This window comes from Streptomyces sp. NPDC053427 (assembly GCF_044544985.1).
Taxonomy (GTDB): domain Bacteria; phylum Actinomycetota; class Actinomycetes; order Streptomycetales; family Streptomycetaceae; genus Streptomyces.
The window spans coordinates 324,769-350,873 of sequence record NZ_JBITYA010000001.1 but is presented as its reverse complement, the minus strand read 5'-3'; the positions used below and the strand labels follow the sequence as shown (position 1 = coordinate 350,873).

The 26,105-nt window shown below is 72.2% G+C and carries 24 protein-coding genes and 2 pseudogenes; 12 read left to right on the top strand and 14 right to left on the bottom strand.

Annotated elements, in window-relative coordinates; translation table 11 throughout:
- Positions 1–12: 12 nt before the first annotated feature.
- The 7 genes and pseudogenes from ACIGWZ_RS01410 to ACIGWZ_RS01380 form a co-directional block, all read right to left on the bottom strand.
- Positions 13–551, bottom strand: a pseudogene (locus tag ACIGWZ_RS01410) (Tn3 family transposase); the annotation flags it as partial.
- 315 nt (positions 552–866) lie between these two features.
- On the bottom strand, positions 867–1,055 hold the full coding sequence (locus ACIGWZ_RS01405) for a hypothetical protein (RefSeq protein ID WP_400059590.1): 189 nt from the start codon (positions 1,053–1,055) through the stop codon (positions 867–869).
- 280 nt (positions 1,056–1,335) lie between these two features.
- The gene (locus ACIGWZ_RS01400; protein ID WP_400059588.1) at positions 1,336–2,274 is read right to left on the bottom strand and encodes a YcxB family protein; all 939 of its coding nucleotides are present in this window, start codon (positions 2,272–2,274) and stop codon (positions 1,336–1,338) included.
- A 424-nt stretch (positions 2,275–2,698) separates the two neighbouring features.
- Positions 2,699–3,508 carry a hypothetical protein gene (locus ACIGWZ_RS01395; protein ID WP_400059586.1) on the bottom strand — a complete coding sequence of 270 codons (810 nt, stop codon included), beginning with the start codon at positions 3,506–3,508 and terminating at the stop codon, positions 2,699–2,701.
- Between the two features lie 207 nt (positions 3,509–3,715).
- A complete protein-coding gene (locus ACIGWZ_RS01390) occupies positions 3,716–4,033 on the bottom strand; it encodes a hypothetical protein (protein ID WP_400059584.1) in 318 nt (105 codons plus the stop codon).
- Positions 4,034–4,350: 317 nt separating this feature from the next.
- Positions 4,351–4,887 (bottom strand): SMI1/KNR4 family protein, encoded by a 537-nt coding sequence (locus tag ACIGWZ_RS01385; RefSeq protein ID WP_400059583.1) that lies wholly within the window; start codon positions 4,885–4,887, stop codon positions 4,351–4,353.
- A gap of 96 nt (positions 4,888–4,983) precedes the next feature.
- A pseudogene (locus ACIGWZ_RS01380) lies at positions 4,984–5,138 on the bottom strand (AAA family ATPase); the annotation flags it as partial.
- A 630-nt stretch (positions 5,139–5,768) separates the two neighbouring features.
- Here ACIGWZ_RS01380 and ACIGWZ_RS01375 point away from each other — a divergent pair.
- Positions 5,769–6,431, top strand: coding sequence for a TetR/AcrR family transcriptional regulator (locus ACIGWZ_RS01375; RefSeq protein WP_400059581.1), 663 nt, complete (start codon positions 5,769–5,771; stop codon positions 6,429–6,431).
- Between the two features lie 16 nt (positions 6,432–6,447).
- On the opposite strand, the gene ACIGWZ_RS01370 is transcribed toward ACIGWZ_RS01375, so the two are convergent.
- Entirely contained in the window at positions 6,448–7,272 is an 825-nt protein-coding gene (locus ACIGWZ_RS01370; RefSeq protein WP_400059579.1) for a DUF6214 family protein, read from the bottom strand.
- Between the two features lie 188 nt (positions 7,273–7,460).
- Between ACIGWZ_RS01370 and ACIGWZ_RS01365 the strand changes: the two genes are divergently transcribed.
- Positions 7,461–8,828 (top strand): FAD-dependent oxidoreductase, encoded by a 1,368-nt coding sequence (locus tag ACIGWZ_RS01365; RefSeq protein ID WP_400059577.1) that lies wholly within the window; start codon positions 7,461–7,463, stop codon positions 8,826–8,828.
- Between the two features lie 70 nt (positions 8,829–8,898).
- On the opposite strand, the gene ACIGWZ_RS01360 is transcribed toward ACIGWZ_RS01365, so the two are convergent.
- Entirely contained in the window at positions 8,899–9,270 is a 372-nt protein-coding gene (locus ACIGWZ_RS01360; RefSeq protein ID WP_400059575.1) for an ArsR/SmtB family transcription factor, read from the bottom strand.
- A gap of 138 nt (positions 9,271–9,408) precedes the next feature.
- On the opposite strand from ACIGWZ_RS01360, the gene ACIGWZ_RS01355 reads away from it, so the two are divergent.
- The 7 genes from ACIGWZ_RS01355 (at position 9,409) to ACIGWZ_RS01325 (ending at position 16,131) form a co-directional block, all read left to right on the top strand.
- Complete coding sequence (locus ACIGWZ_RS01355; RefSeq protein ID WP_400059573.1) at positions 9,409–10,506, top strand: NADH:flavin oxidoreductase/NADH oxidase; 1,098 nt, start codon at positions 9,409–9,411, stop codon at positions 10,504–10,506.
- A gap of 91 nt (positions 10,507–10,597) precedes the next feature.
- Entirely contained in the window at positions 10,598–11,683 is a 1,086-nt protein-coding gene (locus tag ACIGWZ_RS01350) for a WD40/YVTN/BNR-like repeat-containing protein (RefSeq protein ID WP_400059571.1), read from the top strand.
- A 91-nt stretch (positions 11,684–11,774) separates the two neighbouring features.
- Positions 11,775–12,452 carry a uracil-DNA glycosylase gene (locus ACIGWZ_RS01345; protein WP_400059569.1) on the top strand — a complete coding sequence of 226 codons (678 nt, stop codon included), beginning with the start codon at positions 11,775–11,777 and terminating at the stop codon, positions 12,450–12,452.
- Between the two features lie 30 nt (positions 12,453–12,482).
- Positions 12,483–13,454 (top strand): phospholipid scramblase-related protein, encoded by a 972-nt coding sequence (locus ACIGWZ_RS01340; RefSeq protein WP_400059567.1) that lies wholly within the window; start codon positions 12,483–12,485, stop codon positions 13,452–13,454.
- Positions 13,447–14,454 (top strand): N-acetylglucosamine kinase, encoded by a 1,008-nt coding sequence (locus ACIGWZ_RS01335; protein WP_400059565.1) that lies wholly within the window; start codon positions 13,447–13,449, stop codon positions 14,452–14,454. The genes ACIGWZ_RS01340 and ACIGWZ_RS01335 overlap by 8 nt, the downstream gene beginning before the upstream one ends.
- 98 nt (positions 14,455–14,552) lie before the next feature.
- Positions 14,553–15,497 (top strand): sirohydrochlorin chelatase, encoded by a 945-nt coding sequence (locus ACIGWZ_RS01330; protein ID WP_400059564.1) that lies wholly within the window; start codon positions 14,553–14,555, stop codon positions 15,495–15,497.
- A gap of 292 nt (positions 15,498–15,789) precedes the next feature.
- On the top strand, positions 15,790–16,131 hold the full coding sequence (locus ACIGWZ_RS01325; RefSeq protein WP_400059562.1) for a nuclear transport factor 2 family protein: 342 nt from the start codon (positions 15,790–15,792) through the stop codon (positions 16,129–16,131).
- Here ACIGWZ_RS01325 and ACIGWZ_RS01320 read toward each other — a convergent pair.
- From ACIGWZ_RS01320 to ACIGWZ_RS01310, 3 genes are all read right to left on the bottom strand, one after another.
- Complete coding sequence (locus ACIGWZ_RS01320; RefSeq protein ID WP_400059561.1) at positions 16,085–17,236, bottom strand: lactonase family protein; 1,152 nt, start codon at positions 17,234–17,236, stop codon at positions 16,085–16,087. The genes ACIGWZ_RS01325 and ACIGWZ_RS01320 overlap by 47 nt on opposite strands.
- A 131-nt stretch (positions 17,237–17,367) precedes the next feature.
- Positions 17,368–18,882 carry an FUSC family protein gene (locus ACIGWZ_RS01315; RefSeq protein WP_400059559.1) on the bottom strand — a complete coding sequence of 505 codons (1,515 nt, stop codon included), beginning with the start codon at positions 18,880–18,882 and terminating at the stop codon, positions 17,368–17,370.
- Between the two features lie 202 nt (positions 18,883–19,084).
- Positions 19,085–20,440: a DUF5685 family protein gene (locus ACIGWZ_RS01310; protein ID WP_400059557.1), complete on the bottom strand. Its 1,356-nt coding sequence runs from the start codon at positions 20,438–20,440 to the stop codon at positions 19,085–19,087.
- Between the two features lie 206 nt (positions 20,441–20,646).
- Here ACIGWZ_RS01310 and ACIGWZ_RS01305 point away from each other — a divergent pair, with 206 nt between their 5' ends.
- The 3 genes from ACIGWZ_RS01305 (at position 20,647) to ACIGWZ_RS01295 (ending at position 24,112) form a co-directional block, all read left to right on the top strand.
- Positions 20,647–21,126 (top strand): Lrp/AsnC family transcriptional regulator, encoded by a 480-nt coding sequence (locus ACIGWZ_RS01305; RefSeq protein ID WP_400059555.1) that lies wholly within the window; start codon positions 20,647–20,649, stop codon positions 21,124–21,126.
- Positions 21,127–21,163: 37 nt separating this feature from the next.
- The gene (locus ACIGWZ_RS01300; protein WP_400059553.1) at positions 21,164–21,895 is read left to right on the top strand and encodes an HAD family hydrolase; all 732 of its coding nucleotides are present in this window, start codon (positions 21,164–21,166) and stop codon (positions 21,893–21,895) included.
- Positions 21,896–22,315: 420 nt separating this feature from the next.
- Entirely contained in the window at positions 22,316–24,112 is a 1,797-nt protein-coding gene (locus ACIGWZ_RS01295) for a M4 family metallopeptidase (protein ID WP_400059552.1), read from the top strand.
- A gap of 145 nt (positions 24,113–24,257) precedes the next feature.
- Here the strand turns inward: ACIGWZ_RS01295 and ACIGWZ_RS01290 are convergent, their stop codons facing one another.
- Both ACIGWZ_RS01290 and ACIGWZ_RS01285 read right to left on the bottom strand, forming a co-directional pair.
- On the bottom strand, positions 24,258–25,160 hold the full coding sequence (locus tag ACIGWZ_RS01290; RefSeq protein WP_400060764.1) for a DMT family transporter: 903 nt from the start codon (positions 25,158–25,160) through the stop codon (positions 24,258–24,260).
- A gap of 90 nt (positions 25,161–25,250) precedes the next feature.
- A complete protein-coding gene (locus ACIGWZ_RS01285) occupies positions 25,251–26,036 on the bottom strand; it encodes an SDR family oxidoreductase (RefSeq protein ID WP_400059550.1) in 786 nt (261 codons plus the stop codon).
- Positions 26,037–26,105 lie beyond the last annotated feature (69 nt).

The window sequence follows — 26,105 nt, the reverse complement described above, 5'->3', positions numbered from 1 at the left end:
GAGTCGCATGCCCCGGCACTCACTCATGACCGCCGCAGTCATCGTCCTCGTCCAGAGCACGATGGCGTTGAGGACGAGGCCGAGCGCGCCGAGCTGGTCCTCCATCCCGTTGCGGTACGCCTGGTGGAGGGTGCCGCGCTTGCCGTGGCACACGTCCCGGGCCAGCTTGTGGCGTGGCGGGATTCCTGCACGGTGAGCCGGCGGTTCATCTGCCGCCGGTAGGTGTCGTCGACCGGGTCGACCACGCGCAGCAGGTCGTAGGCCCGGACCTGGTTGGTGACCAGGGAGCCGGCGACCTTCAGCATGTCTGGCCCGTGCGTGATCACCTTGCCCAGGCTGACCATGTTGCGGGCCAGTTCCTCCACCGCGCCGTACGTGCCCGTCTCCACCCCGGGCATCGTGGCCCGCCGGAACCGCTGGTCGTCCAGGTCCCGGAACCGGGGTGAGAAGTTGTAGCCCAGGATCTTGAACGGGCCGAACACCATGTCGGAGTACGAGGCGTTGTCGGTGGCCACCATCTCCGGCTTCACCCCGCCGTCCAGGTTCAGCAGGCGCCCGCACCCGGAGCGGGCCGGTGACCTTACCTCGCTGCGCCGGGAGATGGCGGTCCTGGACGAGGCCATCGGGGGCCGGGCCGGCACGGCCGAGGCATATCGCGGCGCGTGGCGGCAGTTGGACGCCGCACTCGCCGCACGGCCGGAGCGGTTCATCGGCTTCCTGTCCGTACCGCTGGACCTGGAGCCGGAACAGATTGCCGCGACCGTGGAACGCGAGGTGGTCGGGCGTGGGATGCACGGGATCGGCGAGCTGACGCCGCCGCCGGGACGGGCAGGGATGATCGAACCGGTGCTCCAGGCGGCGGCCGATCACGGCCGGCTGCCCGTGGTCGTGCACGGATTCGCCCCGACCACGGCGGACGACCTGAGGACTCTGGCGGCGCTCGCCGGCCGGTATCCGACGGTTCCGCTGGTGGTCAGCCAGCTCGGAGGGCTGAACTGGATGGCGGCCATCGAGCTGGTCCGGGACACCCCGAACATGTACCTGGAGCTGTCCACGGCCAACATCGTCTTCTCGGTCCGGCTCGCCATCAAGGAGATCCCGGACCGGACCCTGTTCGGCTCGGACGCCCCGTACGGCGACCCGGTCCTCGCCCGGGCGATGGTGGAGCGGGTCACCAGCCAGGGCGAGGTACGCGACCGGGTGCTCGGCGGGACGATCGCCGCATTGGCCGGGCTCGACCGAGGCAGGCCCGACGTCTCCAGGTGCGACCCCGGCAGGACGGTCCACCGGTGGTTCGCCCAGTGGAGCCGGGCCCGCTCGGAGACCGTGGCCCGCTCAGAAGTCGTAGCAGACGTAGGCGCCCTCGGGCCCGCGGGCGATCCGGCCCGATCCCCAGCAGTGGAGCATCGGCCCAACGCGGTACAGGGCGGCGCCACCGGCCAGCAGGACAAGGACGGCGAGCACGGCGGTCACGGTCCGCATGGCCGTCATCCGCCGTACGAGCCACCAAGCCCCGGCGACCGCAAGCGTCCCCAGCCCCAGCATGACGGCCGATATCGGGGCGGTGTTGTTCTGAATCCCGGGAAAGCGGTCCGGGTGCGCCGCCTGTTGAACGGCGGCGAAGGCGAAGAAGAACAGCAGCAGCCCCAGCAGCAACAGTCCGACGGAGCCGGCACCGCGGCCGACGGCCCGGCCCCGGCTCCGCGGGCCTCCGGGCGCCTCGGCGGCGTCCGCGCGCACGAGCCGCCGGTCGAGGACCGCCCGGAGCCGGTCCACCTCCTCCGGGTCCGCCACGGCCCGCTTGGGCAGGACGAGGAAGCCGACGGCGGACTTGTCGGCGCTGAGGAGCACGAACAGCTCCGGGGTCTCGGCGTAGCGCGGGTAGAGGTGCCAGTCGAGGCCGGCCGAGCTGTGCGCGGTGGTGAGCCGGACCCCGGTGTCGTCGACCGTCCCGCGGATGTCCCCCTGCCGTTCGGCGAGCCGGTGGAGGCGGCGTGCCTGCAGCCACGGCACCGCAGTCATGAAGGCGGCGAAGACCACCACCCCCGCATACAGCGGCCACGGTGTGTCCCGGTGGCCGGAGCCGGCCGCCGACAGCAGCGCGCCGACGGTCGTGACCGCCACCGTCCAGACCAGCGCCCGGCGCTGAAAGCGTCCCGCGCCGGTGCTCCTCGCGCGTGCCCGCAGTGCGGACGCCAATTCGCCGACGGTCGGCCGGTAGGCCAGCTCCACCGGTCTCTCGACGACCGCGTCCGTTTCCCGGCCCTCGGTCATGTCCCTCCCCGGTTCGGTGATCAACCGGATCGTAGAGGCCGTCTCAGCCGCTCCGGCGACCGGGCGGTGGTCGGCGCCGTACGTCATCGAGGTCACGTGATGTTCGGAGCGTCGCGGTCGACGGTGTACGGGCACCTCGGCAAGACCAAGACCGTCCCCCGCGGGCCTAAGAGGGCTCCGGGGCCGAATGGGCGGGGCCAGGCCAAGATCGGCCCCTGGGGAGTGTCCGAACGGCGCGTTTCACCCTGAATTCGCTGGTCACGGGGCTGGCGTGGGCGGGGCTGAGATGCTCGTGCCGGTCGTGGGCGTGCTCGGTAGCAGGTGATCATCCGGCACATTGCCGGTTCGCCGGAATCGCGGTGCCGGGTCTGGAGTGCCTCGTAGGCTCCGAGGAGAGCCGGGGGCCGTTGGCGGCGGGGTGCGGTCAGCCGTTTTCCCGGTAGTTCATGAACCAGTGGGTGTCGAAATAGCGGGCCATCGTGAAGGGGTGGTGCGGGTCGATGAGGATGCGGCAGACGAACTCCGCGGCCTGGCAGTCGAAGGGGACGTCCTCGCCGTCAAAGGACCGGACCACGACGGGCCAGCGGTCGGGGTCGTCGCCGTCGGCCCTCCAGCAGTACAGGTCCTCGTGCTCAGTGCCCGCCCAGATGAGCAAACCGTCCTCCCTGAGACGCGTCCACGGCTCCTGGTTCAGGTCCAGGTATCCGTCGAAGGCGCCCTCGCCGAACGTCTCGACCATGCGCTTGTAGTCGCTCGGCAACGCGCTGCCCAGACGCGACTCCACCTCCGCCCAGTCCACGTCCGGCCGCTGGTCGGGCTGTGTCCAGCCGGTGATCCGTATGAGCCGCTCCACCCAGTCGATGCCTTCGTCTTCGACCTCATCCGGAGCGACCGCCAAGGGCCCTGGCACCTCCCTGTGAGCGACCACCAACACCGGCCGCTCGGCCCCCTCGGCGTCCCGCGCCGTACCCGCGCCGACCCACTGACCCCCGTACGCCCACGCCCTTATGTTCACGGCCCGGTCCTCGAAGGGGACGAGAAGAGCCGCGCCCCTGGACTCGTCGACCGTCGGATCGGTGAAGCCGTCGAGGACAAGGGTGCGCGCGGCGCCGTACCTGCCGTCGAGCAGGTCGGTCAGCTCCTGCGGGTCCAGGTCGCTGGGCAGGTACATATAGCCGTCTCCCGGGCCGATTTCGGCCAGCAGGTCGTTGACGGTCGCTTGCGTGAGCTCCATAACGGACAGTGAAGCGCACCGCACTGACAATAGGCATCGTCCAACCTAAAGCTGCAGGTCACGGGTCTGGCGCGGGCCGAGGCCGGGGTGCTCGCCTCGGCCGCGACGCCTTGACTTCGCGGCATTGGGTGATCGCCCGTCACCGTTGGACGTCGGCATTCGTCAGCACGAGGAGGGCCCACAGGAGCGTGGTCGCGTGTCGGGCGTTCATGTGGACCTTGGTGAGGGTCCGCCAGTTCTCCACAGGTCGGCGAAGCCGTGCTCGTTGGCCGCGCGCTCGCGGCTGATCAGCTTGTTCGCTTCCTTCTGAGCGGTGCTGAGGGGATGGCCGCGGGTGGCTTTGCGGCCGGTGATGATCACGGGGTCCCGGTAGACGACTTCGGCGTACGGGGCGAGGCCGGCGGGGTGGAGGTCCAGGCGCCGGGCGAGTTCGAGGACGACGTGCAGCAGCTGGTTGGGCAGGGCGTCCATGGTGACGTCGTGCTCGTGGACTCCGAGGAGGTCGGCGAGCTCCCACGCGGACATGCCCGCGTCGTGCAGGCGGCGCCGCAGCCCGTCGCCTGAACAACGCGGGCTGGTAGCGCGGGGCTGGTGGAAGCGGTCGGTCACCGGTCGGGGCCTTCGTCGGAGACGATCAGCACGTCCATGTGGCGGGCCTACCCCTCCCATCGCCGACCTGCGGCGACTGGATGCGTTGAGACGAATCGGCATCGACTCGGTTCGTTGAGACGGGACAACGACCGGTTCCGGAGGCAGTTGGGTTGGTGATCATCTGGCTCACGGATCTCGATGAGAAACGACGGCACTGCCGTGTCCACGAACGTGGGGCGACCAGTCTCTCGTCAGAGCGGTTGGTCGTCGATGGGGTCGCCGGAGCCGGGCTTGAATGTCGTGCCGAGGTCGTACTGCGCGATCCCGAAAGGTTGAAAATCGGCATCGGCAAGGACGCGGTAGAGGAACTCAGAGGTGGACATGTCGTACCGGTTCCATGCGACGCCGTCATCGGACCGCGCAAGGACGGGGTAATCGCCCGGCCGCTCGGCATCGATCAGCCAGCAGTATTCGTCGGCCCATTCGGTGGAGCCCCAGGGGACCAGCCCCTTGCCGCCCGGCGCGTAGGTCGCAAAGGGCTCGACGGCGGAGACGTCTCCGAGCTTGCTGTCCTGGTCGACCGACAGAGAGACCCGCCACTGTGTCAGGAAGTCGAACGCGAGGCCCTCGTCGCGCCCCAGAAAGTAGACGGAATCACTGAAGACGCCGCCGCCGAACACCTCGTAGAGCTCCTTGTAGTCCGCCGGCAGTGGAACCCCCAGCTCTCCCTCGATCGCCGCCCAGTCGACGGAGATCCCGAGCGGCTCCCACCCGGTCAGTTCGATCACTCGCTGAACCCACATACAACAATCTTTTAGCACCGGTTTTCGTTCCGGTGTCCCTCACCCCCTCGTTGCTCACGTCAAGATCGGCAGCTATCGCACTCAGCCGACCTCGGCGGGTTCCTCAGTCCGGGCTCGTGTGCCGGCGAGGCGAGAGGAGTCAGTGCGGGTCTCGATGATGGTGCCGTTGAAGGCGAGGCGGTCGACGATGGCCCGCAGAGTCGGGGGTCGGTGAAGGTCTTGCATAGCCATTCCCCTCTCCTTCAGGCGCGGCTCTGGGCATGCCGGCCTCATTGGGGGCCCATTCCAGCGCGAGTCGCCGGGGTTGCTGCGGGAGTCGGTGGGCTGCGCCCGTGGCGCGGTCGAGTGCAGAGAGATGGCGATCTACCGGATGACCGGGGCTCGGGTCCAGCAGCGCCTCGCGGGTTTCCACCATGCGATGTTGCGTCAGTCCGGGGTGCCGCTTCCGCCATGAAGCATCCGTCAATGGCGATGATCGGCTTGAGATGCATCGTGGCGTCAAGCCGACCAGGCCGACGGGCTCGCGCAGCCAGCATCACTGGACCGTCACGGCCACCGCCGGATCGCCCCACAGGACGTCTCGAAGGGACCTGACGGGGCATCAGGAAAGTCGGCAACCAGTCAGCACAGGCATGATCACACTGGACCGAAGATGGAGCCACCCTGCAACCTGACGTGAACCGGGGTTAACCCCATGACCTGGCAAGACGCTGGTCACGGAGCCAACCCCGGCCCTGCCTGGACCCGATTCGGGCGATCCCCCGCGTCGCCCGAATCAGGCAGCTTGACCGGATCCCTGCTCAGACCGCAGAAATCCGGGCCCCCCGAGTATACTGGCTCTCAGCCAGTCAACGCAGGAGTCCAGCATGTCCCCCCGGAGCGCATCGGTCAATGAAGCCTTGCGGCGGCGCTCCCGGGAGCGGCTGCTCCAGGCAACCGTCGAGCTGGTCGGTGAGCGCGGCTTCGACGCGACGACGCTCGGCGATATCGCGGAGCGCGCGGGGGCGGCCCGCGGCCTGATCTCGTACTACTTCCCCGGCAAGCGGCAGCTGCTGCAGTCGGCCGTGCATCGCCTGATGCATCTGACGCTTCAGGCGGCACTGGAGCGGGAGCCGCAGCCGAGCGGGCCGGACGCGGGGGCTGAGCTGCTGGCACGCGCCATCGACGCGATCCTCGGGCTGGCGCAGGACCACCCGCTGCTGATGCGGACCCATATGGCCGGAATTCTCACGGCCGAGGGATTCATCCAGTGCCCCGAGCAGCAGCGGCTGGCGCAGTTGCTGCGCGGGGTGGTCGTCGCGTACGGATCACCGGATCCCGACGCGGACTACCCCCTGCTGCGGGCGCAGTTGATGGGTTCGGTGGTGCCGATGCTGTTGCCGGGAGCGCCGATTCCGCAGGCCGTGATGCGCGCCGAGCTGTTCCAGCGCTACGGGCTGGAGTGGGAGCGGGGAACACCACCGGAAGCACGGCCGCCGGGCGGGACCCGGGCGGGGGCCCCGCCCGCTCCCGAGCGGGCCGGAACGTGACCTGAGGAGGGCGCCGTCAGCGCTTGTTGTGACGGGGTGTCAGGAATCCTTCGTCGCGGGCCCCGGCGATCAGGCGCAGCGCTCTGCGGCGGTTACGGCCGGTGGCGTTCATGACGGCCAGCACCGGGTCCCGGCCGTCCCGCTGCGCCGCCCGGTAGGCGTCCGCGGCGAGCTTGCGGCGCTCGGTGGTGCGCGACCGGGTGAGGACGGCGGGCGGGGCGACGGCAGCAGCGGTGGGCGCGCCGGGCTCGGTGGACCCGGAGGGCTTCGGGTGACGGTTGTACACCGCAGCCACGGGGGCGGCGATACCGGCCACAGCCGTACGGTCGTCGTCCCCGGGGCCGCTCCCCGGGCCGCAGAGCACGCCGTCACCGCGGACGACGGCGTCCACCGGGGCGGCCTCGGCGTCCTCCGCGCGCCGCGCCGCGATCACCTCGTCTCCCGCCGCGTCGCGATCCGCTCCCTGGGCGGATTCCGGTTCCGGGTGCAGGTCCAGCGTCGGCCGGCCCTTTCGCGGCCGCCCCGTCGCCAGTCGACAGGCCTCGTCCAGGGGGCCGTCGATCCAGCGCGCCAGGGTGGCCATCCCGTCGAGGGTCAGGGGCGGATCCGCCCGCATGTCCTCGACGGTGAGGCCGTCGTCGGAGACCGTCACCAGGACATCGATCCGGGCGCCGCTGGCGAAGGTCAGCCGAGCGCTGAACCAGGGGCCCAGCGGATCGAGCCGGGGCGGCGGGGCCTCGAGGCCGAGGAGTACGTCCGGGTCGCCGGCGGCGGCGTGCTCGGGGGCGGGCGCGGCGGAGCCGTACCCCTGGAGCTCCCAAGCGGGCCACTCCACGGCCACGTCCCGAGCTTTATATCGGCTATTAACGGTATAAAAGTCGCTTTCCGACACAGGGGAAAACGTAGCTCCCTGTTCATCAGCCCCAGTGGCGCGGCACGCTCATCGCACCGGGAGCAACCCCGATAGCTCATCTCCCGTCGCGGGGCCGCCGGTGCGATCCTGGGGGTACTCCGCGGAAGGGGCCACCCGTGCTTCGTGTCGCAGTCATCGGATCGGGACCGAGCGGTGTGTACACCGCGCAATCCCTGGTCGAGCAGCAGGCCGTACCGGACATCGAGGTCTATGTCCTGGACCGGCTGCCGTGCCCGTACGGCCTGGTCCGCTACGGCGTCGCGCCGGACCACGAGAAGATCAAGTCGCTGCAGGGCAACCTGCGTACGGTGCTGGAGCACCCCCGGGTGCATTTCCTGGGGAATGTGGAGGTGGGCGCCCCGGGGCTGGGCCTGCCGGAGCTGCACGAGATCTTCCACGCGGTGGTGTTCTGCGTGGGAGCCGCCACCGACCGGCACCTCGGCGTCCCCGGCGAGGACCTCCCCGGCAGCCACTCCGCGACCGATTTCGTCGCCTGGTACAGCGCGCATCCGGACGCCGCGGCCGCCCGCTTCGCCCTGGCCGCCCGCTCCGCGGTGGTGATCGGGGTGGGCAATGTGGCCGTCGATGTGGCCCGGATCCTGGCCCGCGGCGCCGCGGAGCTGGCCACCACCGATATGCCCCAGGGAGCGCTCGGCGCGCTCGCCGACAGCCGCGTCGAGGACATCTGGATGGTGGGCCGACGCGGCCCCTCGCAGGCCAAGTTCACCACCAAGGAGCTACGGGAGCTGGGGTCGCTGCCGGGTACGGAGGTCTGCGTACGGGCCGAGGAGCTGGCGCTGGACCCGGCGTATGCGGACCCGAGCGCCCTGCCGGCCGTGGGGCGGCGGAACATCGAGGTGCTGCGCGGCTGGGCGGAGCGGTCGGCGGCCACGGGGGCGGCGGGGTCGGCGCCCACCCGGCGGATTCATCTGCGGTTCTTCCTGCGGCCGGCCGAGATCGCCGGGGATGCCGCCACCGGCGTGCGCGCGGTCCGGTTCGAGCGGACGGCGCCGGACGGGCGCGGCGGGGTGACCGGGACCGGCGAATACGAGGACATCGAGGCGCAGTTGGTGCTGCGCTCGGTCGGCTACCGGGGGACGCCGCAGCCGGGACTGCCGTTCGACGAGGCGCGCGGGACGGTGCCGCATCTGGCGGGTCGGGTGCTGCGCGACGGCGTGCCGTGCCCCGGCGCCTATGTGGCGGGCTGGATCAAACGCGGCCCCACCGGGGTCATCGGCACCAACCGCCACTGTGCGAAGGAGACCACGGCGTCGTTGCTGGAGGACGCGGCCGCCCTGGCGGGGCGGGACACGGTGGACGATCCGGTGGCGGCGCTGCAGCGGGCGGGGCAGACACCGGTCCCCTGGACGGGGTGGCTGGCCATCGAGGCCGCGGAGACGGAGTGGGGACACCGGCTGGGCCGCGGGACCGTCAAACTGCCGGACTGGGAACGGCTGTTGGACGCGGCGCGCGTATCCGGGTGAGCGGACCGGCCCGTATCGGAGTCCGTACGGCCCGCACGAGGGGCCGTACGGCAGTCCGTGCGGGCGGCGGTCAGCCGTCACCGAGGCGCCGGGCCTGACGGTCCGCCGCGCGCAGTACGCCGTCGATCAGGCCGGGGAAGAGCGCATCCAGGTCGGCACGGCGCAGCCCGTTCCTCTTGGCGGTGCCTCGGTAGATCTGCCGGATGACGCCGTGCTCGCGCAGCACCCGGTAGTGGTGCGTACAGGTCGACTTGCTGACCGGCAGCTCGATGTCGGCGCAGGTCAGCTCGCCCTCGGCGGCGGCCAGTGCGCACACGATCCGCAGCCGCATCGGGTCGGCGAGGGCGTGCAGGACATCGGCGAGGCGGATGTCCTCGCGGTCCGGGTGCTCCAGCGACCGGGAGCCGGACGGGGCGCCCTTGGGCGTCGTATCGGTCGTCATGACGGCTCCTGGGGTGCGGCTCGGTCGGCGGAGGTTCATTGTACGAGGACCATCGTAGTTTGACATCCTTCGTAGTACGGTGACTATCGTACGAGTGCATCGAGCCGAAGCACTCGCGAACCGACCCCGGAGAATGCCGTGAGCAAGCTGTTCCAGCCCATCACCCTGCGGTCCCTGACCATCGCCAACCGACTCTGGATGGCACCGATGTGCCAGTACTCCGCCGCGGCCACCGGACCCGACGCGGGCGTCGCGAACGACTGGCACTTCGCCCACTACGCGGCGCGGGCGGCCGGCGGCACCGGGCTGATCCTGACCGAGGCCACCGCCGTCAGCCCGGAGGGCCGGATCAGCCCGCACGACCTGGGGATCTGGAACGACCGCCAGGTGGCGGCGCTGCGCCGGATCACCGCTTTCCTCAAGGAACAGGGCACCGTCCCCGGCATTCAGCTCGCGCACGCCGGCCGCAAGGCGTCCACGGACGCCACCTGGCGCGGCGGCGGCCCGCTGACTGCGGATGAGGGCGGCTGGACCACCGTCGCGCCGAGCCCGCTGCCGTTCGACGAGGGGCACCCGGCGCCCGACGAGCTCGGCGTGGCGCAGATACAGGAGATCGTCGGACAGTTCGCGGACGCCGCGCGGCGGGCGCTGGACGCCGGCTTCCAGGTGGCCGAGGTGCACGGCGCGCACGGCTACCTGATCGGTCAGTTCCTCTCGCCGCACACCAACCACCGCACCGACGAGTACGGCGGTTCGTACGAGAACCGGACCCGCTTCGCCCTCGAGGTGGTGGACGCGGTGCGCGCCGTATGGCCCGAGGAGCTGCCCCTGCTGTTCCGGATTTCGGCGACCGACTGGCTGACCGAGAACGAGGACGACGAGCGCGAGGGCTGGACCGCCGAGGAGACCGTGCGCTTCGCCGCCGATCTGCTGGCGCACGGAGTGGATCTGCTGGACACCTCCACCGGCGGCAATGCGCCGCGGGCCCGGATCGCGTCCGGGCCGGGGTACCAGGTGCCGTTCGCGGAGCGGGTGAAGCGGGAGACCGCGCTGCCGGTCGGCGCCGTGGGGCTGATCACCGAGGCGCGGCAGGCCGAGAAGATCGTCGCGGACGGCCAGGCGGACGTGGTGCTGCTCGGCCGCGAACTGCTGCGCAACCCGTCCTTCGTGCGCCATGCGGCCCTCGAGCTGGGCGGCGGCGTAGCCACCCCGCAGCAGTACCACCGGGCCGTCTGACCTGCACGAACGCGCCGCGGAACGCCGTTGTCAGTGGTCGGGTGCACACTGACCACTACCTGAGACAACGGCGTTTCGGAGGTGCTTCGGCATGACTGACGTACTCCTCGCGGTGGGCACCCGCAAAGGCCTCTTCCTCGGCCGGCGGCGGCACGGCGAGTGGGAATGGAACGGCCCGCATTTCGCCGCGCAGGCGGTGTACTCCCTCGGGATCGACAGCCGCCGCAGAACGCCCAGACTGCTGGCCGGAGCCGACAGCACGCACTGGGGCCCCTCGGTGTTCCACTCCGACGACCTGGGCGAGAGCTGGCGGGAGCCGTCCCGCCCGGCGGTCAAGTACCCGCCGTACACCGGGACTTCGCTGGAGCGGGTGTGGCAGCTGCATCCTGCAGGACCCGCCGCCCCCGACGTGGTGTACGCCGGCACGGAGCCCGGCGGGCTGTTCCGGTCGGAGGACGGCGGCGAGACCTTCGAACTGGTGCGTCCGCTGTGGGACCACCCCAGCCGGGAGAGCTGGGTGCCGGGCGGCGGCGGGCTGGCCGTCCATACGGTGATCACCGACCCTCGCGACGCCGACGCGGTGACCGTCGCGGTCTCCGCGGCCGGCGTGTTCCGCACCCTCGACGGCGGCGCGAGCTGGGCGCCGTCGAACAACGGCGTCAAGGCGGTCTTCCTGCCGGACCAGCACCCCGAGTTCGGCCAGTGCGTCCACAAGATCGCGCAGGACCCGGTGGACCGCGACCGGCTCTACCTGCAGAACCACTGGGGCGTCTACCGTAGCGATGACGCCGGGGCCAAGTGGACCGATATCGGCGGCGGGCTGCCCTCCGACTTCGGCTTCGCGGTGGCCGCACATCCGCGCACGGGCGATGTCGCCTACCTCTTCCCCATCACCGCCGACATCGACCGGGTGCCGGCCGACCACCGCTGCCGGGTCTACCGCACGGCCGACGCGGGCGGGAGCTGGGAGCCCCTGAACGCCGGGCTGCCCGAGGAGGACCACTACGGCACGGTGCTCCGGGACGCGCTCTGCGTCGACGACGCGGATCCCGCGGGCGTCTATTTCGGCAACCGCAACGGCGAGGTGTACGCGAGCGCGGACGACGGCGACACCTGGCGGCTGCTCGCCTCCCACCTTCCGGATGTGCTGTGCGTACGGGCGGCCGCCATGGGGTGAGCGCAGGCGTCCCGACGACGCACCGGTGACCGTTGGCCAGGGATTACCCGGGGATTGAAGGGGAGCGGTGTTCGGCCAGTAGGGTGATCGCGTGGCTGCACGACCTCTTCATGACATCGTTGAACCGGGCTGGGCCAAGGCACTTGAGCCCGTCGCCGGACAGATCGCCGCGATGGGCGACTTCCTGCGGGCGGAGATCGCCGCGGGACGTACGTACCTCCCGGCCGGCAGCAATGTGCTGCGCGCCTTCCAACAGCCCTTCGACGAGGTGCGGGTGCTCATCGTCGGACAGGACCCCTACCCCACGCCGGGGCATGCGGTCGGGCTGAGCTTCTCCGTGGCGCCGGACGTCCGCCCGCTGCCGGGGAGCCTGGAGAACATCTTCCGCGAACTGCACTCCGACCTCGGGCTGCCGCGGCCGTCCAACGGCGACCTCACCCCCTGGACCGAACAGGGCGTGCTGTTGCTGAACAGGGCCCTGACGACGGCGCCCCGCAAGCCCGCCGCGCACCGCGGCAAGGGCTGGGAGGCGATCACCGAGCAGGCCATCCGCGCGCTGGTGGGGCGCGGCGTCCCGCTGGTGTCGGTGCTGTGGGGCCGCGATGCGCGCAATCTGCGGCCGCTGCTCGGCGATCTGCCGGCCGTCGAGTCGGCGCACCCCTCCCCCATGTCCGCCGACCGGGGCTTCTTCGGCTCGCGGCCCTTCAGCCGGGTGAATGATCTTCTGGTGCGGCAGGGGGCGCAGCCGGTGGACTGGAGGCTGCCGTGAAGCCGTGATGCCGGGAGATAGTGTTCCCGCATGACGAACACGAACATCCCTGCGGGTTGGTATGCCGACCCGCAGGGCATCCCCCAGCAACTGCGCTGGTGGGACGGCTCCCAGTGGACCGGACACACCCATCCGGGACAGCAGCCGCAGGCACCGGCCCAGGCCCTACCCCAGGCATCCCGCCCGGCGCCACAGCAGCCCGCCCAGCAGCAGGCCCAGCCCGCTGCCCAGGCCGCACCGCCCCAGACCCTCCAGAAGCGGGCCCCTGAACAGCCCGCACAGGTCCCGCAGCAGCCCGCCGCGCAGCCGACGCCGCAGCAGCCGTACGCGCCCCAGCAGTACGCACCTCAGCAGTACGCACCCCAGCAGCAGGCCGGCGCGGCGCCCGCCGGGCCCGGCGGCGGCAGCCTGTTCACCGAGCCGGTGCTGGTGATCAACCAGAAGGCCAAGCTGATCGAGGTCACCAACGAGTACGGCGTCTTCGACCAGCACGGCAACGCCCTCGGCACGGTCGTCCAGGTAGGCCAGAGCACGGCCAAGAAGGTGCTGCGGGTCGTCTCCAGCCTGGATCAGTACATGACCCACAAACTGGAGATCCGCGACGCGTACGGGCAGCCGCAGCTGGTGCTGACCCGGCCCGCGAAGATCATCAAGTCGAAGGTGCTGGTGGCGCGGCCGGACGGGCAGCCGGTCGGCGAGATCGTGCAGCAGAACGCCATCGGGAAGATCAACTTCGCGATGATGGTCAACGGCCAGCAGATCGGCGCCATCAAGGCGGAGAACTGGCGCGCCTGGAACTTCGCCATCGTGGACCACACCGACACCGAGGTCGCCCGGATCACCAAGACCTGGGAAGGGATGGCCAAGACGATGTTCACCACGGCGGACAACTACGTCCTGCAGATCCACCGCCAGCTCCCCGACCCGCTGCTGAGCCTGGTCGTCGCCACGGCCCTGACCGTCGACACCGCCCTCAAGCAGGACGCCCGCGGCCTTGGCTGAGCCGGCCCGGCGCCGCCCGTTCGTCCTGGGGGTCGACTCGGGCGGCTCGGGGCTACGGATCGCCCTCGCCCGCGCCGACGACGGACGCGCGCCCCGGACGCTGGCCACCCACGCCTCGCAGGAGCCGGTCCGCACCGGCGCCGCCGGCATCGACGCAACCCATCTGCTCTCCCAACTGGTGCCCGCCGCCCAGGAGTTGCTGGACGAGACGGGCGCAGGCGGCCTCGCCGCGATCTGTGTGGGCGCGGCCGGGATGGCCTCGCTGGGCGACGATCTGCGGGCCCGGCTCCCCGCCGCGCTGGCGGAGGCGTTCGGGGTGCGTCACCTGGCGCTGGCGGCCGATGCGGTCACCGCGTACGCCGGGGCGCTGGGCCAACGGCCGGGCGCCGTGGTCGCCGCGGGCACCGGCATGATCGCCATGGGGACGGATCTGACGGAGGCGGGCGGCTGGCGCCGCGCCGACGGCTGGGGCCATCTGCTGGGCGACTGCGGCGGCGGCGCCTGGATCGGCCGCGCCGGTCTGGAGGCCGCGATGCGCGCGCACGACGGCCGACCGGGCGGCTCGCGCGCTCTTCTCGCGCGCGCCGAGGCGGAGTTCGGGCCGGTCGCCGGCCTGCCCGGCGCGCTCTATCCACGGCCCGACCGGCCCGCCGTCCTGGCTTCCTTCGCGCCGGAAGTGGCGCGGTGCGCCCCCGACGACCCGGTGGCCGCGGCCATCCTTGAGGACGCCGGGCGCCATATCGCCGACGCCGCGGCCGCGGTCTGCCCACCGGGCGGCCACCCCGTGGTGGCGCTGACCGGCGGTCTGTTCCGGATGGGCGAGCCGCTGCTGGCCCCGGTGCGCGCGGCGCTCGCCGAACGGCTGCCGTACGCACGCCACGAGGCGGCCGCGGGCAGCCCTCTGGACGGCTCCCTGACCATCGCCGCGGCGGTGTCGGCCGACCGCCTGGTACTGCCCGCCGACGGCAAGTTGTTGCAGATCACACGCCCTGTGGGGTGATCGCACCACCGTGACGCGCGGGATAAATCGGGACGGATACCTCGATGGCGAACCCTCCCTCCGCGCGGGAGGGGTGCGAGGCGTTAGCATGCGGCGCCATGAGTTCCCCCACTGGGCCCGCACCTGGCTCGCCCTATTTTGACGCCGAATCCCCGAGCCCGGGGGCCGCACCCGGCCTACCTGTACGAATGCCGCGCGCACGGCAATCCGGCCGCCACCGCAAGCCGGAGCCGCTCGCCGCACCCGAGGGCGCACCCGCCCTGGTGCTGGCGGTGCCCGGCACCCCCACCCCGGCCTCCCGCAGCCTTGCGGAAGAGGTCTCCAGCATCGCCCGCTCGGAGCTGCCCGGCCTCGACGCCCGGATCGCCTATGTCGACGGCGGCGACGAGTTCCCGGCTCTGGAGGCCGTCCTGGCCCAGGCCGGTGCCGAGCAGAAGGCCCGGATCGGCCACGACGGGCCGGCCGACCAGCCCGCCGCGGTGGTCGTGCCGTTGCTGGCCGGACCGGACAGCTCGCTGCTCCGGCGGATACGCCAGGCCATCATGAACAGCGGCTCCGGCGCCGACCTGACCGAGGTCCTCGGCCCGCACCCGCTGCTCGCCGAGGCGCTGCACGTCCGGCTCTCCGAGGCCGGTCTGGCGCGCGCCGACCGTGCCCGCCTGTTCACCGTCGCCACCGCGGCGGACGGCATCATCCTGGCCACCGTGGGCGGCGAGGAGGCCGTGCAGGCCGCCGGGATCACCGGCATGCTGCTCTCCGCGCGGCTGGCCGTGCCGGTGCTGGCGGCCGGCCTCGACGAGGAAGGCGCCATCGCCCGTACGGCGGAGCAGCTGCGCAACTCCGGTTCGCAGCAGCTGGCACTGGCCCCGTACCTGATCGGCCCCGAGCTCGCCGACGGCCTGCTGGGGGCGGCCGCGGCGGAGGCGGGCTGCGCGGCGGCGGAGGCGCTCGGCGCGTACGGCGCGGTGGGCCGGCTGGTGCTGTCGAACTACGCGGCGGCGGTGGGCATCACCCTGCAGCAGGGCGCGCCGGTCGTCCGTTAGGGAGCGTCAGGGGTCGTCTTCACGCAGACCGTCGAGGGCCGTCCCGCGCCGTGCGCGGGGCGGCCCTTCGCGTGGGCCCGGCGCGGGAGCGGGCGAGCGGCACAGATTCCCGTCAGACGCCCCGCGATGACGTCGAACGCGGTGAAGGCGGCCGGGTCGGCGGCCGGCCGTCAGCGGCCCCGCCAGAGGCCTTCTCGCCGGTTCGGCGGCTACGGTGCGCCGAGCACGGAACGGGCTACGGTGGGAACCCGCCGCCCGGACCTCGCGCGAAGTCGTCCCGAGAGGAAGCGCCATGTCGAACACCGATGTCGTCCGCGCCTGTTTCGCGAGCTATCTCGCCCAGGACCGCGAGGCCATGGACCGGCTGCTCGCCGACGACTTCGTCTTCACCAGTCCCCAGGACGACCACATCGACAAGGCCGCGTTCTTCGAGCGCTGCTTCCCCACGGCGCACCGGCTCCGCTCCCAGGAGATCCTCGAGGCCGTGCCCGCCGACGGCGACCAGGTCTTCGTCCGGTACACGTACGAGCTCAAGAGCGGCGCACGTCATCGGAATGTGGAGGTGATGACGGTGCGCGAGGGCCGGGTCACCGAGACCCAGGTGTATTTCGGCGGGAACTTCCCGCGGGGCTGACCGCGGGCCGGACGAAGGCCACGCAGGACGCCGCCGGGGCATCGACGGAGCCGGACCTGGCGGGGACACCGGTCGCGGGGTCGAGGGTGAACCACGTGACGTCGCCGGAGCGTTCGTTGGCGGCGTAGAGATGCCGCCCGTTCGGGTGCAGCGCCAGGTCGCGGGGCCAGTGCCCGCCGCAGGGGACGGTCGTGCGGAGCGTCGCGGCGTCCCCGGATGCGTCGAGGGCCAGGACGGAGATGCTGTCGTGGCCCCGGTTGGCGGCCCAGACGAACCGGCCGTCCGGAGAGACGGCCAGCGCGGAGGGGAAGGTTCCGCTCCGCTGCGTTCCGCCGCCGCTCGTCGACGGGTCCTGGAAAGCGGAGCCCGCGCCGGTCCCGTCCGTCAGCAGAGGGGTCTCACCCAGTGGTGTGAGGGTTCCACGGTCGGCGTCCCATCGGCAGAGCGTGAGGGTCGGGTCGAGTTCATTGATGACGTAGGCGCGGTCGCCGCTCGGGTGGAAGGCGAGGTGGCGCGGTCCGCTGCCGGGCCGCAGCGCCACCTCGTCCCGCACCGTCAGCGCCCCGTCGGCGCCGTTGAGGGCGCACACCCGGACCGAGTCCGTACCGAGGTCGACGCTGAGCAGCCAGCGGCCACTGGGATCGGGCAGCACGGCATGGGCGTGCGGGCCCTCCTGACGGTCGCTCCGGGGGCCGCTGCCCTGATGGGGGAGCACGACGGAGCGGTCACCGAGGGTGCCGTCGGCCCGTACGGGGAGCGAACTGACGCTGCCGGAGCTGTAGTTGGCGGTGATCAGACGGCCGGCCGCCAGGGTGAGATGGGTGGGATCGGCGCCGCCCACCGGGACCGGGGGCCCGATCGGCGCGGGCCCCTCCGAGGTGAGGGCGAAGGCCGCCGCCGCACCGTCGGGCAGCTCGCTGACCGCGTAGAGGTACCGCCCGTCGGGGCTCGGAACCAGATACGAGGGGTTGGGGACGGCGGCGGTGGAACTCCTCAGCTCGAGCGCGCCGGTCTCCGGGTCGACGGCCGCCGTGGTGATGCCGAGGCCGCCCGCCGCCGTGAACGATCCGATGTACGCCCGCCGGCCGATGTCCGTCGTCCCCATTGGTCCGCCCTTCGTCCGCCCGCTGCCCCGCGCCTGCCCGTGAGAGGTTCCCCGGCGACGCTAACAGCCGGGGCGCGGCACGTGTGCGGATGGCCGGTTCCCGCCCTGTGGGGCCGTGCCCCGGCGCGTCCTCAGGAGGCCGCGAACGGGGCGCGCGGGGAGCTGCGGACGGGCTGGGCAAGGGCGGTGAGCGCGGATTCCAGGCCGTGCAGATGGGCCAGGGCGCGTTCGGCGCCGGGGTGGTGCTGCGGGGCGGGGGCGAGCGCGGTGGCCCCGACGGCGGGCTCCGCGCCGGGCGCGAACAGGGCGCCCACGACGGTCTCGACGCGCTGGCAGGCGGCGGTCAGCCGGGCGTCGTGCGAGGCGGCCGGGTCGGCGGCCACCTCGGCCAGGCCCCTGACCTGTGCGGCGCAGTCGTCCAGGTACGTCATCACTTGGCGGGCGCGCGCCTTGCGGTGGCGCAGCGGGCTGAGCGGATGCAGCAGAGGAGCGAGCGAGAGCCGCACCCGGGCGAGCAGCAGCTCGAGTTCGGCGACATACGGCGACGGGTCGGCCTCGGCGTCACCGGCCAGCCGGCGGGCGGAGACGGCCGTGCAGTCCCGTACGCAGTGCACGGCGCGCTGGATCCAGCCGTCGGTGGTGGCGTGCGTGGTGACCGGCAGCACGAGCACCACGGCCAGCGTCGCCGCGATCGCGCCGACGGCGGTCTGCTCGAAGCGGAGCGCGAGCAGCCCGGGGTGCAGCACGCCGAGCAGGCCGTAGAGCAGGCCCGCCATGACGGTCACGAAGAACATCATCCAGCTGTAGGACGGTCCCGCGGTGTAGAAGATGCCGAAGACGCAGACGGCGACGAGGGCGGCGGTGGGGACGGGGGCGCCGTGCAGCGGGATGGCGATCAGCAGTCCGGCCGCGATGCCGGCGACGGTGCCGAGCACCCGGCGGAAGCCGCGGATCAGGGTCTCGCCGCGCGAGGAGGTGTTGACGAAGATCCACCATGCGGTGACCACGGCCCAGTACCAGCGGTCCGCGGACACGAGCTGGCCGATACCGAGTGCGACGGCGCAGGCGGCCGTCGTCTGGACCGCCTGGCGGGTGGTCGTACGGGCGAGGCCGCGGGCGACCGGGGGTGCGGGAAGCGGTGGTGCCGGGAAGCGCCGTTCGTAGCACCAGGCGCCGAAGCGGACGGCCGAGGAGACGACCAGGGCGAGCGCGACGGCACCGCAGAGCTCGGGCAGGTGGGCCGGTACCGCACGCAGGAACTGCGCCATGAAGAACATCATGAACGCGAAGATCCCCAGGGCATGGCCGCGTGGGCCCCAGCGGCGTGCGTACACCCCGGCGCCCACGACGGCGAGGAACGCGGCATCGCGCGCCAGCGGGTGCTCGTGCAGCACCGTGGCCAGCACCAGCACCGGGAAGCCGACGGCCGGCAGCCAGGCGGTGGTGACGGCCTGGCCGCGGACCGTGGGGTCGGTGACCGTGAAGAGCGCGAGCAGCGCGGCGAGGCCGCCGGCGATGGCCGCGAGGAGGGAGTGGCCGGCGAGGCCCGAGAGGGCCACGGCCGGCGCGATGCCGAGAACCGCGCGGGCCGCGCTGCGCAGCCGCAGCCGTCCCGGGTCCGGGGCGACAAACATCCTCTTCAGCACGGCGTGACCGCTCCTTGGCGCTTCTCCATGAAAAAGGCGCCGCGGAATCCCGCAGCGCCATCGACGGGAAGATCACACCATCCGGACGCCAGTTGGCTCAACAGGCGTCGAGAATGCTGGGCCATTGGTACAGCGACACACTTATACGGTGCGCCAGCTGTAGACCAACGGACCACCGGCGACCCGCGCGCGGCGACGGCGGCTATCCGCAGTCGCAGCAGCTGCAGCAGTCGCAACAGTCGCAACCGCTGCCGTCACAGCAGTCGCAGCCGCTGCAATCGCCGCAGTCGCAGTCCTGGCAGCACCCCTCGCGCTTCTTCCGCGACCAGGGCCCCTCGTAGTGGCTGGCGCAGCAGAGCTGGCAGGTGCAGCACAGACCGATGAAGACCGCGCATCCGGCGAGAAAGCCGCGGGGCTTCTTCGGCTGGTGCGGGAAGTGCGGCATCCCGCCCTCGCCACCGCCCGAGCCGCCGCCGTGACCCCCGTGGCCGCCGCCGGTGCCGGCCGGCGGCACCGGGCCTCCGGCGTACGGGGCCTGCGGGCCGTTCAGCTGCTGCCCCTGGACGTACGGGCCGACACCGGCCGGCGCCTGCCCGTACGGCGGCTGCTGTCCGTACGGCGGCTGCTGTCCGTACTGCGGCGGCTGTCCGTACTGCGGCGGCTGCCCGTGCCCCGGCGCCCCGTGTCCCTGGTGGGCGCAGGTGACCGTTCCGAAGGCGCGGTCCACCGAGCGCCGCAGCTCGTGCACCAGCAGCACATGCACCAGGGCGGAGTCGGCGAACTCCACCTCGCGCAGCGCGAGGCGGATTCCGTGCACGGCGTCGTCGCACAGCCGGCGGGCCTGCGCGGTGGTGGCGCCGGTGGCGGTGAGTGGGTTCCAGGCGCCCTCGGCGGCGTCGGCCGCGCGGTCCTCCACGGCGTCGAGGAGGTGCGCCAGCCGTCCGAACAGCCGGCCGGCCTCGGCCAGCGGCGCGGCGTTGCCCGGCCGCCCCGCGAGCACGGCGGTGTGCGCGAAGGCCGCGGCGGTCGCCGTCTCGGTCGGCTCGGTGATGACCGTCAGCGGGGTGCCGGGGCCGGCCAGCTCCTCGATGCCCACCTGGCGGTCGACCGCGTCGACGAGTACGGCCGTGTCGAAGCCGAGCGTGGCGCCGCTGCGCGCCCCGGCCCGGTCCCAGCCCGCGGCGACCTTGCGGGCGGCGGCGGCCACCGGGCGGCGGCGCAGCAGTCCGTTCCGGTCGGCGACGTGGTCGCGTATCTTCGCCGAGGCCAGGACGAGGGACACCGAGGCCGCCAGCCGCGCGCCCTCCCCCTTCGCCACCGAAGCGGTGCGCATGCCGCGCAGCGGGCAGGGACCGGCGGTACGGCGCGCGGCGTCCGCGGTGCCGGTCTGAGCATCCGTCAGTACGGACACGATCAGCCCGTCGTAGTTCGTGACGACCCGGGCGAACTGCCCGTGGTCGGCCCGCAGCGCGAGACAGAGGCCGCACAGATGGGCCATCCACTCCGCCTTGAGCCCTTCGGACAGGCGATGGGAACAGGGCCTGACAATTCCGAACATGTGAAATCCCCCGTGGTACGACGTCGGCTCGGACCGAATGAGGTCCGCAGCGGGACGGAAATCTACCGGGCGTACCAGCTGACCTGCACACAAGCCCCTTACGCAGATCCCGCACGACTGAAATGTCGTCAGATCGCCGGCCGCCGTGCCGTTGGTACAGTCCCGGGGAAGCGCCGCCCCGCACACCGTAAGGATCCCGTCCGACCATGCCCGTCGACGCCCTGGACGCCAAGATCCTCCGGCTGCTGCTGGAGCAGCCGCGCACCAGCGTGCGGGAGTACGCCCGGGTGCTCGGTGTGGCCCGCGGAACCGTTCAGGCGCGGCTGGACCGGATGGAGCGGGACGGGGTGATCACGGCGTACGGCCCCCGGCTCTCGCCCGCCGCGCTGGGGCACCCCGTACTCGCCTTTGTGCACATCGAGGTGACGCAGGGGCACCTGGAGGAAGTGGCCACCGCGCTGGCGGAGGTGCCGCAGATCATCGAGGCGTTCTCGACGACCGGCGGCGGGGATCTGCTGACCCGGGTGGTGGCCCGGGACGCGGCGCATCTGGAGGATGTGATCCAGCGGTTGATCAGCATGCCCGGCGTGGTCCGTACCCGTACGGAGATGGCGCTGCGGGAGCGGGTGCCGCACCGGATGCTGCCGCTGGTCGAGGCGGTGGGGGGCACCGCGGCGGCACGGTGAGCCACGGGGCGGGCGACGGGCTTGGCATGCTGTCGGCATGAGCGCCTCCCCCGCCTCCCCGTCCCCTTCCGCCCCACGCACTCCGGTGATCTTCGACCTCGACGGCACGCTGGTCGACAGCGAGCCGAACTACTACGAGGCGGGGCGGCGGCTGCTGGCCGGCTACGGGGTGAGTGACTTCAGCTGGGAGCATCACGCCCGTTTCATCGGCATCGGGACGCGCGAGACGCTGGAGATCCTCAGCCGCGAGTTCGCCCTCGACGCCCCGATCGAGGAGCTGTTGGCGGGCAAGAACCGGCTCTATCTGGAGCTGGCGCGCACGCACACCGAGGTGTTCCCGGAAATGCGGGAGTTCGTGGAGCGGTTGCAGGCGGCCGGACATCCGATGGCGGTGGCCTCCGGTTCGTCGCGGGCCGCGATCGAGGCGGTGCTCGCCGGCACGGGGCTGGATGCGCTGCTGAGCACGGCGGTGTCGGCGGAGGAGGTGGCGCGCGGCAAGCCGGAGCCCGATGTGTTCCTGGAGGCCGCGCGGCGGATGGGCGTGGCGCCCGAGACGTGTGTGGTGGTCGAGGACGCGCCGCCCGGCGCGGTGGCGGCGCACCGGGCGGGGATGCGGTGCATGGCGATCCCGTACGTGGCGGACACCGCCGACGAACCGGCGTTCGCGCACGCGGGGCTGCTGTTCAGGGGCGGTCAGGAGGAGTTCACGGCGCGGGCCGCGTACGAGTGGCTCGAGCGCTCCGTGCGGTCGTCGGGGCTTGCCGAGTAGGCCCGTCCGGCCCGTCCCACCCCCCGTCCGGCCGTCCAGCTCGTTCGGCTCCTCGACTCCTTCGCCTCCTCCGGCTCCTCCGGCTCCTCGGCTCCGGCTTGCGCCCCGCCCCCGACGATCGGGGCGGGGCGGCTGGCGTTGAGACGTACGTCTCAGCCGGAGCGGGCAACCGACGGGCCCCCGACGAGGTCTCCCCACTCAGCACCGGGAACACAGTTGGTCACCTTATGGCTACCCAAGGCTGATCAATTGTCAAATTTCGATTTAACTCGGTCGAAAAGCAAACTTGGGACTTTACATGCCCATGCCAGAACACGCAGGGTGTGCGCGGGGTCGTTCGATCCCCGCGGTGCTCAACAGCGCCGCGCGTAGGGGTGGTTGGCGAACCGACCGCCCCCTGTGCACAAAGGACCCACATCAGTGCGTAGACCCCACATACGCAGCCTGGCGATAGCCGTCGCGGTGACGACGGCCGCGACCGTCACGGCAGGCGTGGCAGGCACCGCCGCCGCGTCCCCCTCGGTCACCCGGGGCCCGGCTCCCGCCTCCTCCCCCTCCCATGCGGCGATCGTCGATGCGGCCCGCGCCGCTGCGTACGCCCACGCCGCCGCCACCGGCGTCGGCAAGAAGGACCAGCTCCAGGCCACGGACCTGCTGGTCGACCCGGACGGCAAGCAGCACGTCCGCTTCCTCCGCACCCACCGCGGCCTGCCGGTGCTCGGCGGCGACCTCGTCGTCCACCTGGACGCCAAGTCGGCCTATCTGGACGTGACCCGGGCCTCCCGGCGTCAGGTCGAGGTGACGTCCACCAGCCCGAAGCTGTCGGCCGGGCAGGCCGAGACCAAGGCCGCCACCGCGGCGAAGGGCCAGGCCGGTACGGCCCAGCTGGTCGTGGACGCCCGCGCGGACCGTACCGCGCTGGCCTACCAGGTGGAGGTGAGCGACAGCCGCGCCGACGAGGCCGGTGGCGTCCGTACGGTCGTCGTCGACGCCGCCACCGGAGCCGTGCTCAGCAACATCCCGGCCAACGACTCGTTCCTGTCGCCCGCCGTCCAGGAGAAGTTGCGCAAGCAGGGCGCGAAGCTCAGCCCCGCGACCGGGCTGACCGGCTCCGCCGCCCCGGCCACCGGGGGCAAGGCCGCCAAGGGCTCCTCGGGCGCGGCCGCCGGTACCGGCTCGTCCCTCTTCGTCGGCAAGGTGCCGCTCTCCACCACCCGGACCGCGAAGAAGTCCTTCACGCTGAAGGACTCCACCCGCGGAAACACCGAGACCCGCGACGCGGGCGGCAAGGAACTGGAGAAGTTCACCGACGGCAAGGCGTTCACCAACACCACCAACCGCTGGGGCGACGGCACGACCCGCAACCGGGCCACCGCCGCCGTCGACGCCCAGTACGGCATAACGAGCACCCTGGACTTCTACAAGAAGACCTTCGGGCGCAAGGGCATCAAGAACGACGGCCGCGGGGCGCGCGCCCTGGTGCACTTCGGCAAGAACATCGGCAACGCCTTCTGGTCCTCGGACTGCGGCTGCATGCTCTACGGCGACGGTGACGGCAAGACCTTCACCAAGCCGCTGGTCGTCCTGGACGTCACCGGACATGAGCTCACCCACGGCGTCGTGGACGCGACCGCGAGCCTCCAGCCCACCCGCGTCGACGAGGAGGGCAACCAGTTCGGCGAGCCGGGCGCCCTCAACGAGTCGCTGGCGGACATCTTCGGCAGCTCGGTCGAGTTCGCCGCCAACAACCCGAAGAACCCGCCCAACTACCTGATGGGCGAGAAGCTCGGCCTCGAGCAGAAGTTCCTGCGCCGACTGGACAAGCCCTCCCTCGACAAGCTCGAGGGCACCGTCGACTACTGGTCGAAGGAGTCCTACGACACCGAGGTGCACGCGGGCTCGGGTGTCTCGTCCCACGCCTACTACCTGCTGGCCGAGGGCAGCGGCAAGAAGGTGATCGGCGGGGTCACGTACGACTCCCCCACCATCGACGGCTCCACGGTGACCGGGATCGGCCGGACCAAGGCGACGGCGATCTACTACCGGGCGCTGACCCGGTACATGGTCTCCACGACCGACTTCCACGACGCCCGGACCGCGACCCTGAAGGCCGCCAAGGACCTCTACGGGGCCAAGAGCACCGAGTACAAGACGGTGGACAAGTCCTGGGCCGCCGTGAACGTCACGGCCGCCAACGCGCCTGCCGCCAAGCGCTGATCGAGATCCGGCCACCGGTGCCCCCGTCCTCGGCGGGGGCACCGGTGGCCAGGGCGGACTCGCGCCACCACGGCGGGGTGGCGGACGGCGACACGGGGCCGTCGCTCGCGCGGGGAACCGTCGCCGAGGGCGGTGGCCGTCACGCTCACCGCCGCGCCTCACCGGTGCCGGACGGGGCCCCGGTGCCCGGCCCGCTCACCACGTCCTGGGTCAGCGCGACGCGGGAGAGCAGGACGGCGCCCCAGAGCACCAGCGCGACGCCCAGCCCCTCCGGGACCAGCCACCAGCCGGTCCGGACGCGTTCGTCGAAGAGCGTGACGCCCAGGGACAGGCTGACCAGCGCGTCTCCGAGGGTGAGGACGGGCTGGGAGGCGGTCAGCGGGCCGGACTGCATGGCGTTCTCCATGAGGAACAGGGCCAGCACGCCGACGGCCGCGAACCCATAGGTCTGCCAGGCCAGGAAGAACTCACCGGGGCCGCCGCGCTGCCAGGCGTGCGTCGCGTCCTTCATCAGGGCGGCGGTCAGCGCGTAGGCGACGGCGGTCGACGCGCCGAAGGCGGCCGCCCGCACCGCGCCCGCCGGCCGGCGCAGCGCCACGCCGACGGCCAGTGCGATCGCCGCGCCACAGGCCACCAGCGCGCCGATCCAGCGGTCGAACGGCGCATGGGTGGTGCCGACGGTCGGGGCGGCCGCCGCGAGCGCGCACCCCAGCCCCACCACCAACAGCCCGACGCCCGTCCAGCCGCCGCGCGAGACCCGCCCGCCGAGCAGTACGCGCCCGATGAGCAGGGCGAGCGGCAGTTCCAGGACGAAGAGCGGCTGCACCACCGACAGCGCGCCCAGCGACAGCGCGAGCGCCTGGAAACCGGCGGCGGCGATGACCGCGAGCATCCCGCAGAGCCATACCGCGCGGTGCAGCAGATCGACCAGCAGACCGAGCCGCAGCCCCGGCGCCAGCGGCACCGTACGGGCCGCGCGCCGCTGCAACACCGTGGCCAGCGCATTGCTGGCCGCCGCGAGCAGCGCGAACAGGACGGCCGGCCACATGGCGCCCGCCACCACCTCCTCACCGCCGGTCCCCGTTCCGACGCTAACCGGACGGGAGCCGGGGCGCCCGGCGGGCGCGCAGGGCCGTCGTCAGTGCTCCTGAGCGGTCGGCCGCACCATGATTTCGTTGATCGCCACATGCGGCGGCTGAGTGATCATGAAGCTGATGGAACGGGCGATGTCCCCCGCCCGCAGCCAGCTCTGCTGCGGCATCCCGAACGCCGACTCGCCGCCGATCGTCATCTCCGTCGTCGTCATGCCCGGCTCGACCAGCCCGACCCGTACGCCGCGCCCGGTCACCTCCTGGCGCAGGGACTCGCTGAACGAGCACACCGCATGCTTGGTGGCCGAATAGACGCTGTTGTTCTTACGGGCCAGCCGCCCCGCCACCGAGCTCACGTTCACCAGGTCCGCGACGCCGCGCGCGCCGTCCTCCGCCGCGCGCAGCAGATGCGGCAGCGCGGCATGCGACATGTGCAGCACGGCCTTGAGATTGAGATCGACCATCCGTTCCCAGTCGTCGAGGTCGCTCTCCTCCACCGCGGCGCGCGCTCCGTATCCCGCGTTGTTCACCACCACGTCCAGCCGGCCGAAGTGGCGCACCGCGTCCTCGACCACCTGCCGAGCCTGTGCCGGGGCGCCCAGGTCGGCGGTCAGCGGGAGGGCCGAGGCGCCGTGTGTGCCGATCGCGTCGCTCAGCTCCGTCAGCCGGTCGGTACGGCGCGCCACCAGCACAAGGGAACACCCCAGCCGGGCGAGCGACAGCGCCGCCGCCTCGCCGATCCCGCTGGAGGCGCCGGTGACCAGGGCGACGCTGCCCGCCAGAGGCTTGTCGGCGCCATCGGCCGGGGTGTGGTTCGACTCCTTGGCATTCATGGCGTACGTATACCTCCCGTGGTCGGCCCGTACGCCCTGAACGCCGCCCCCTGGGCCACCTGCGCGGCC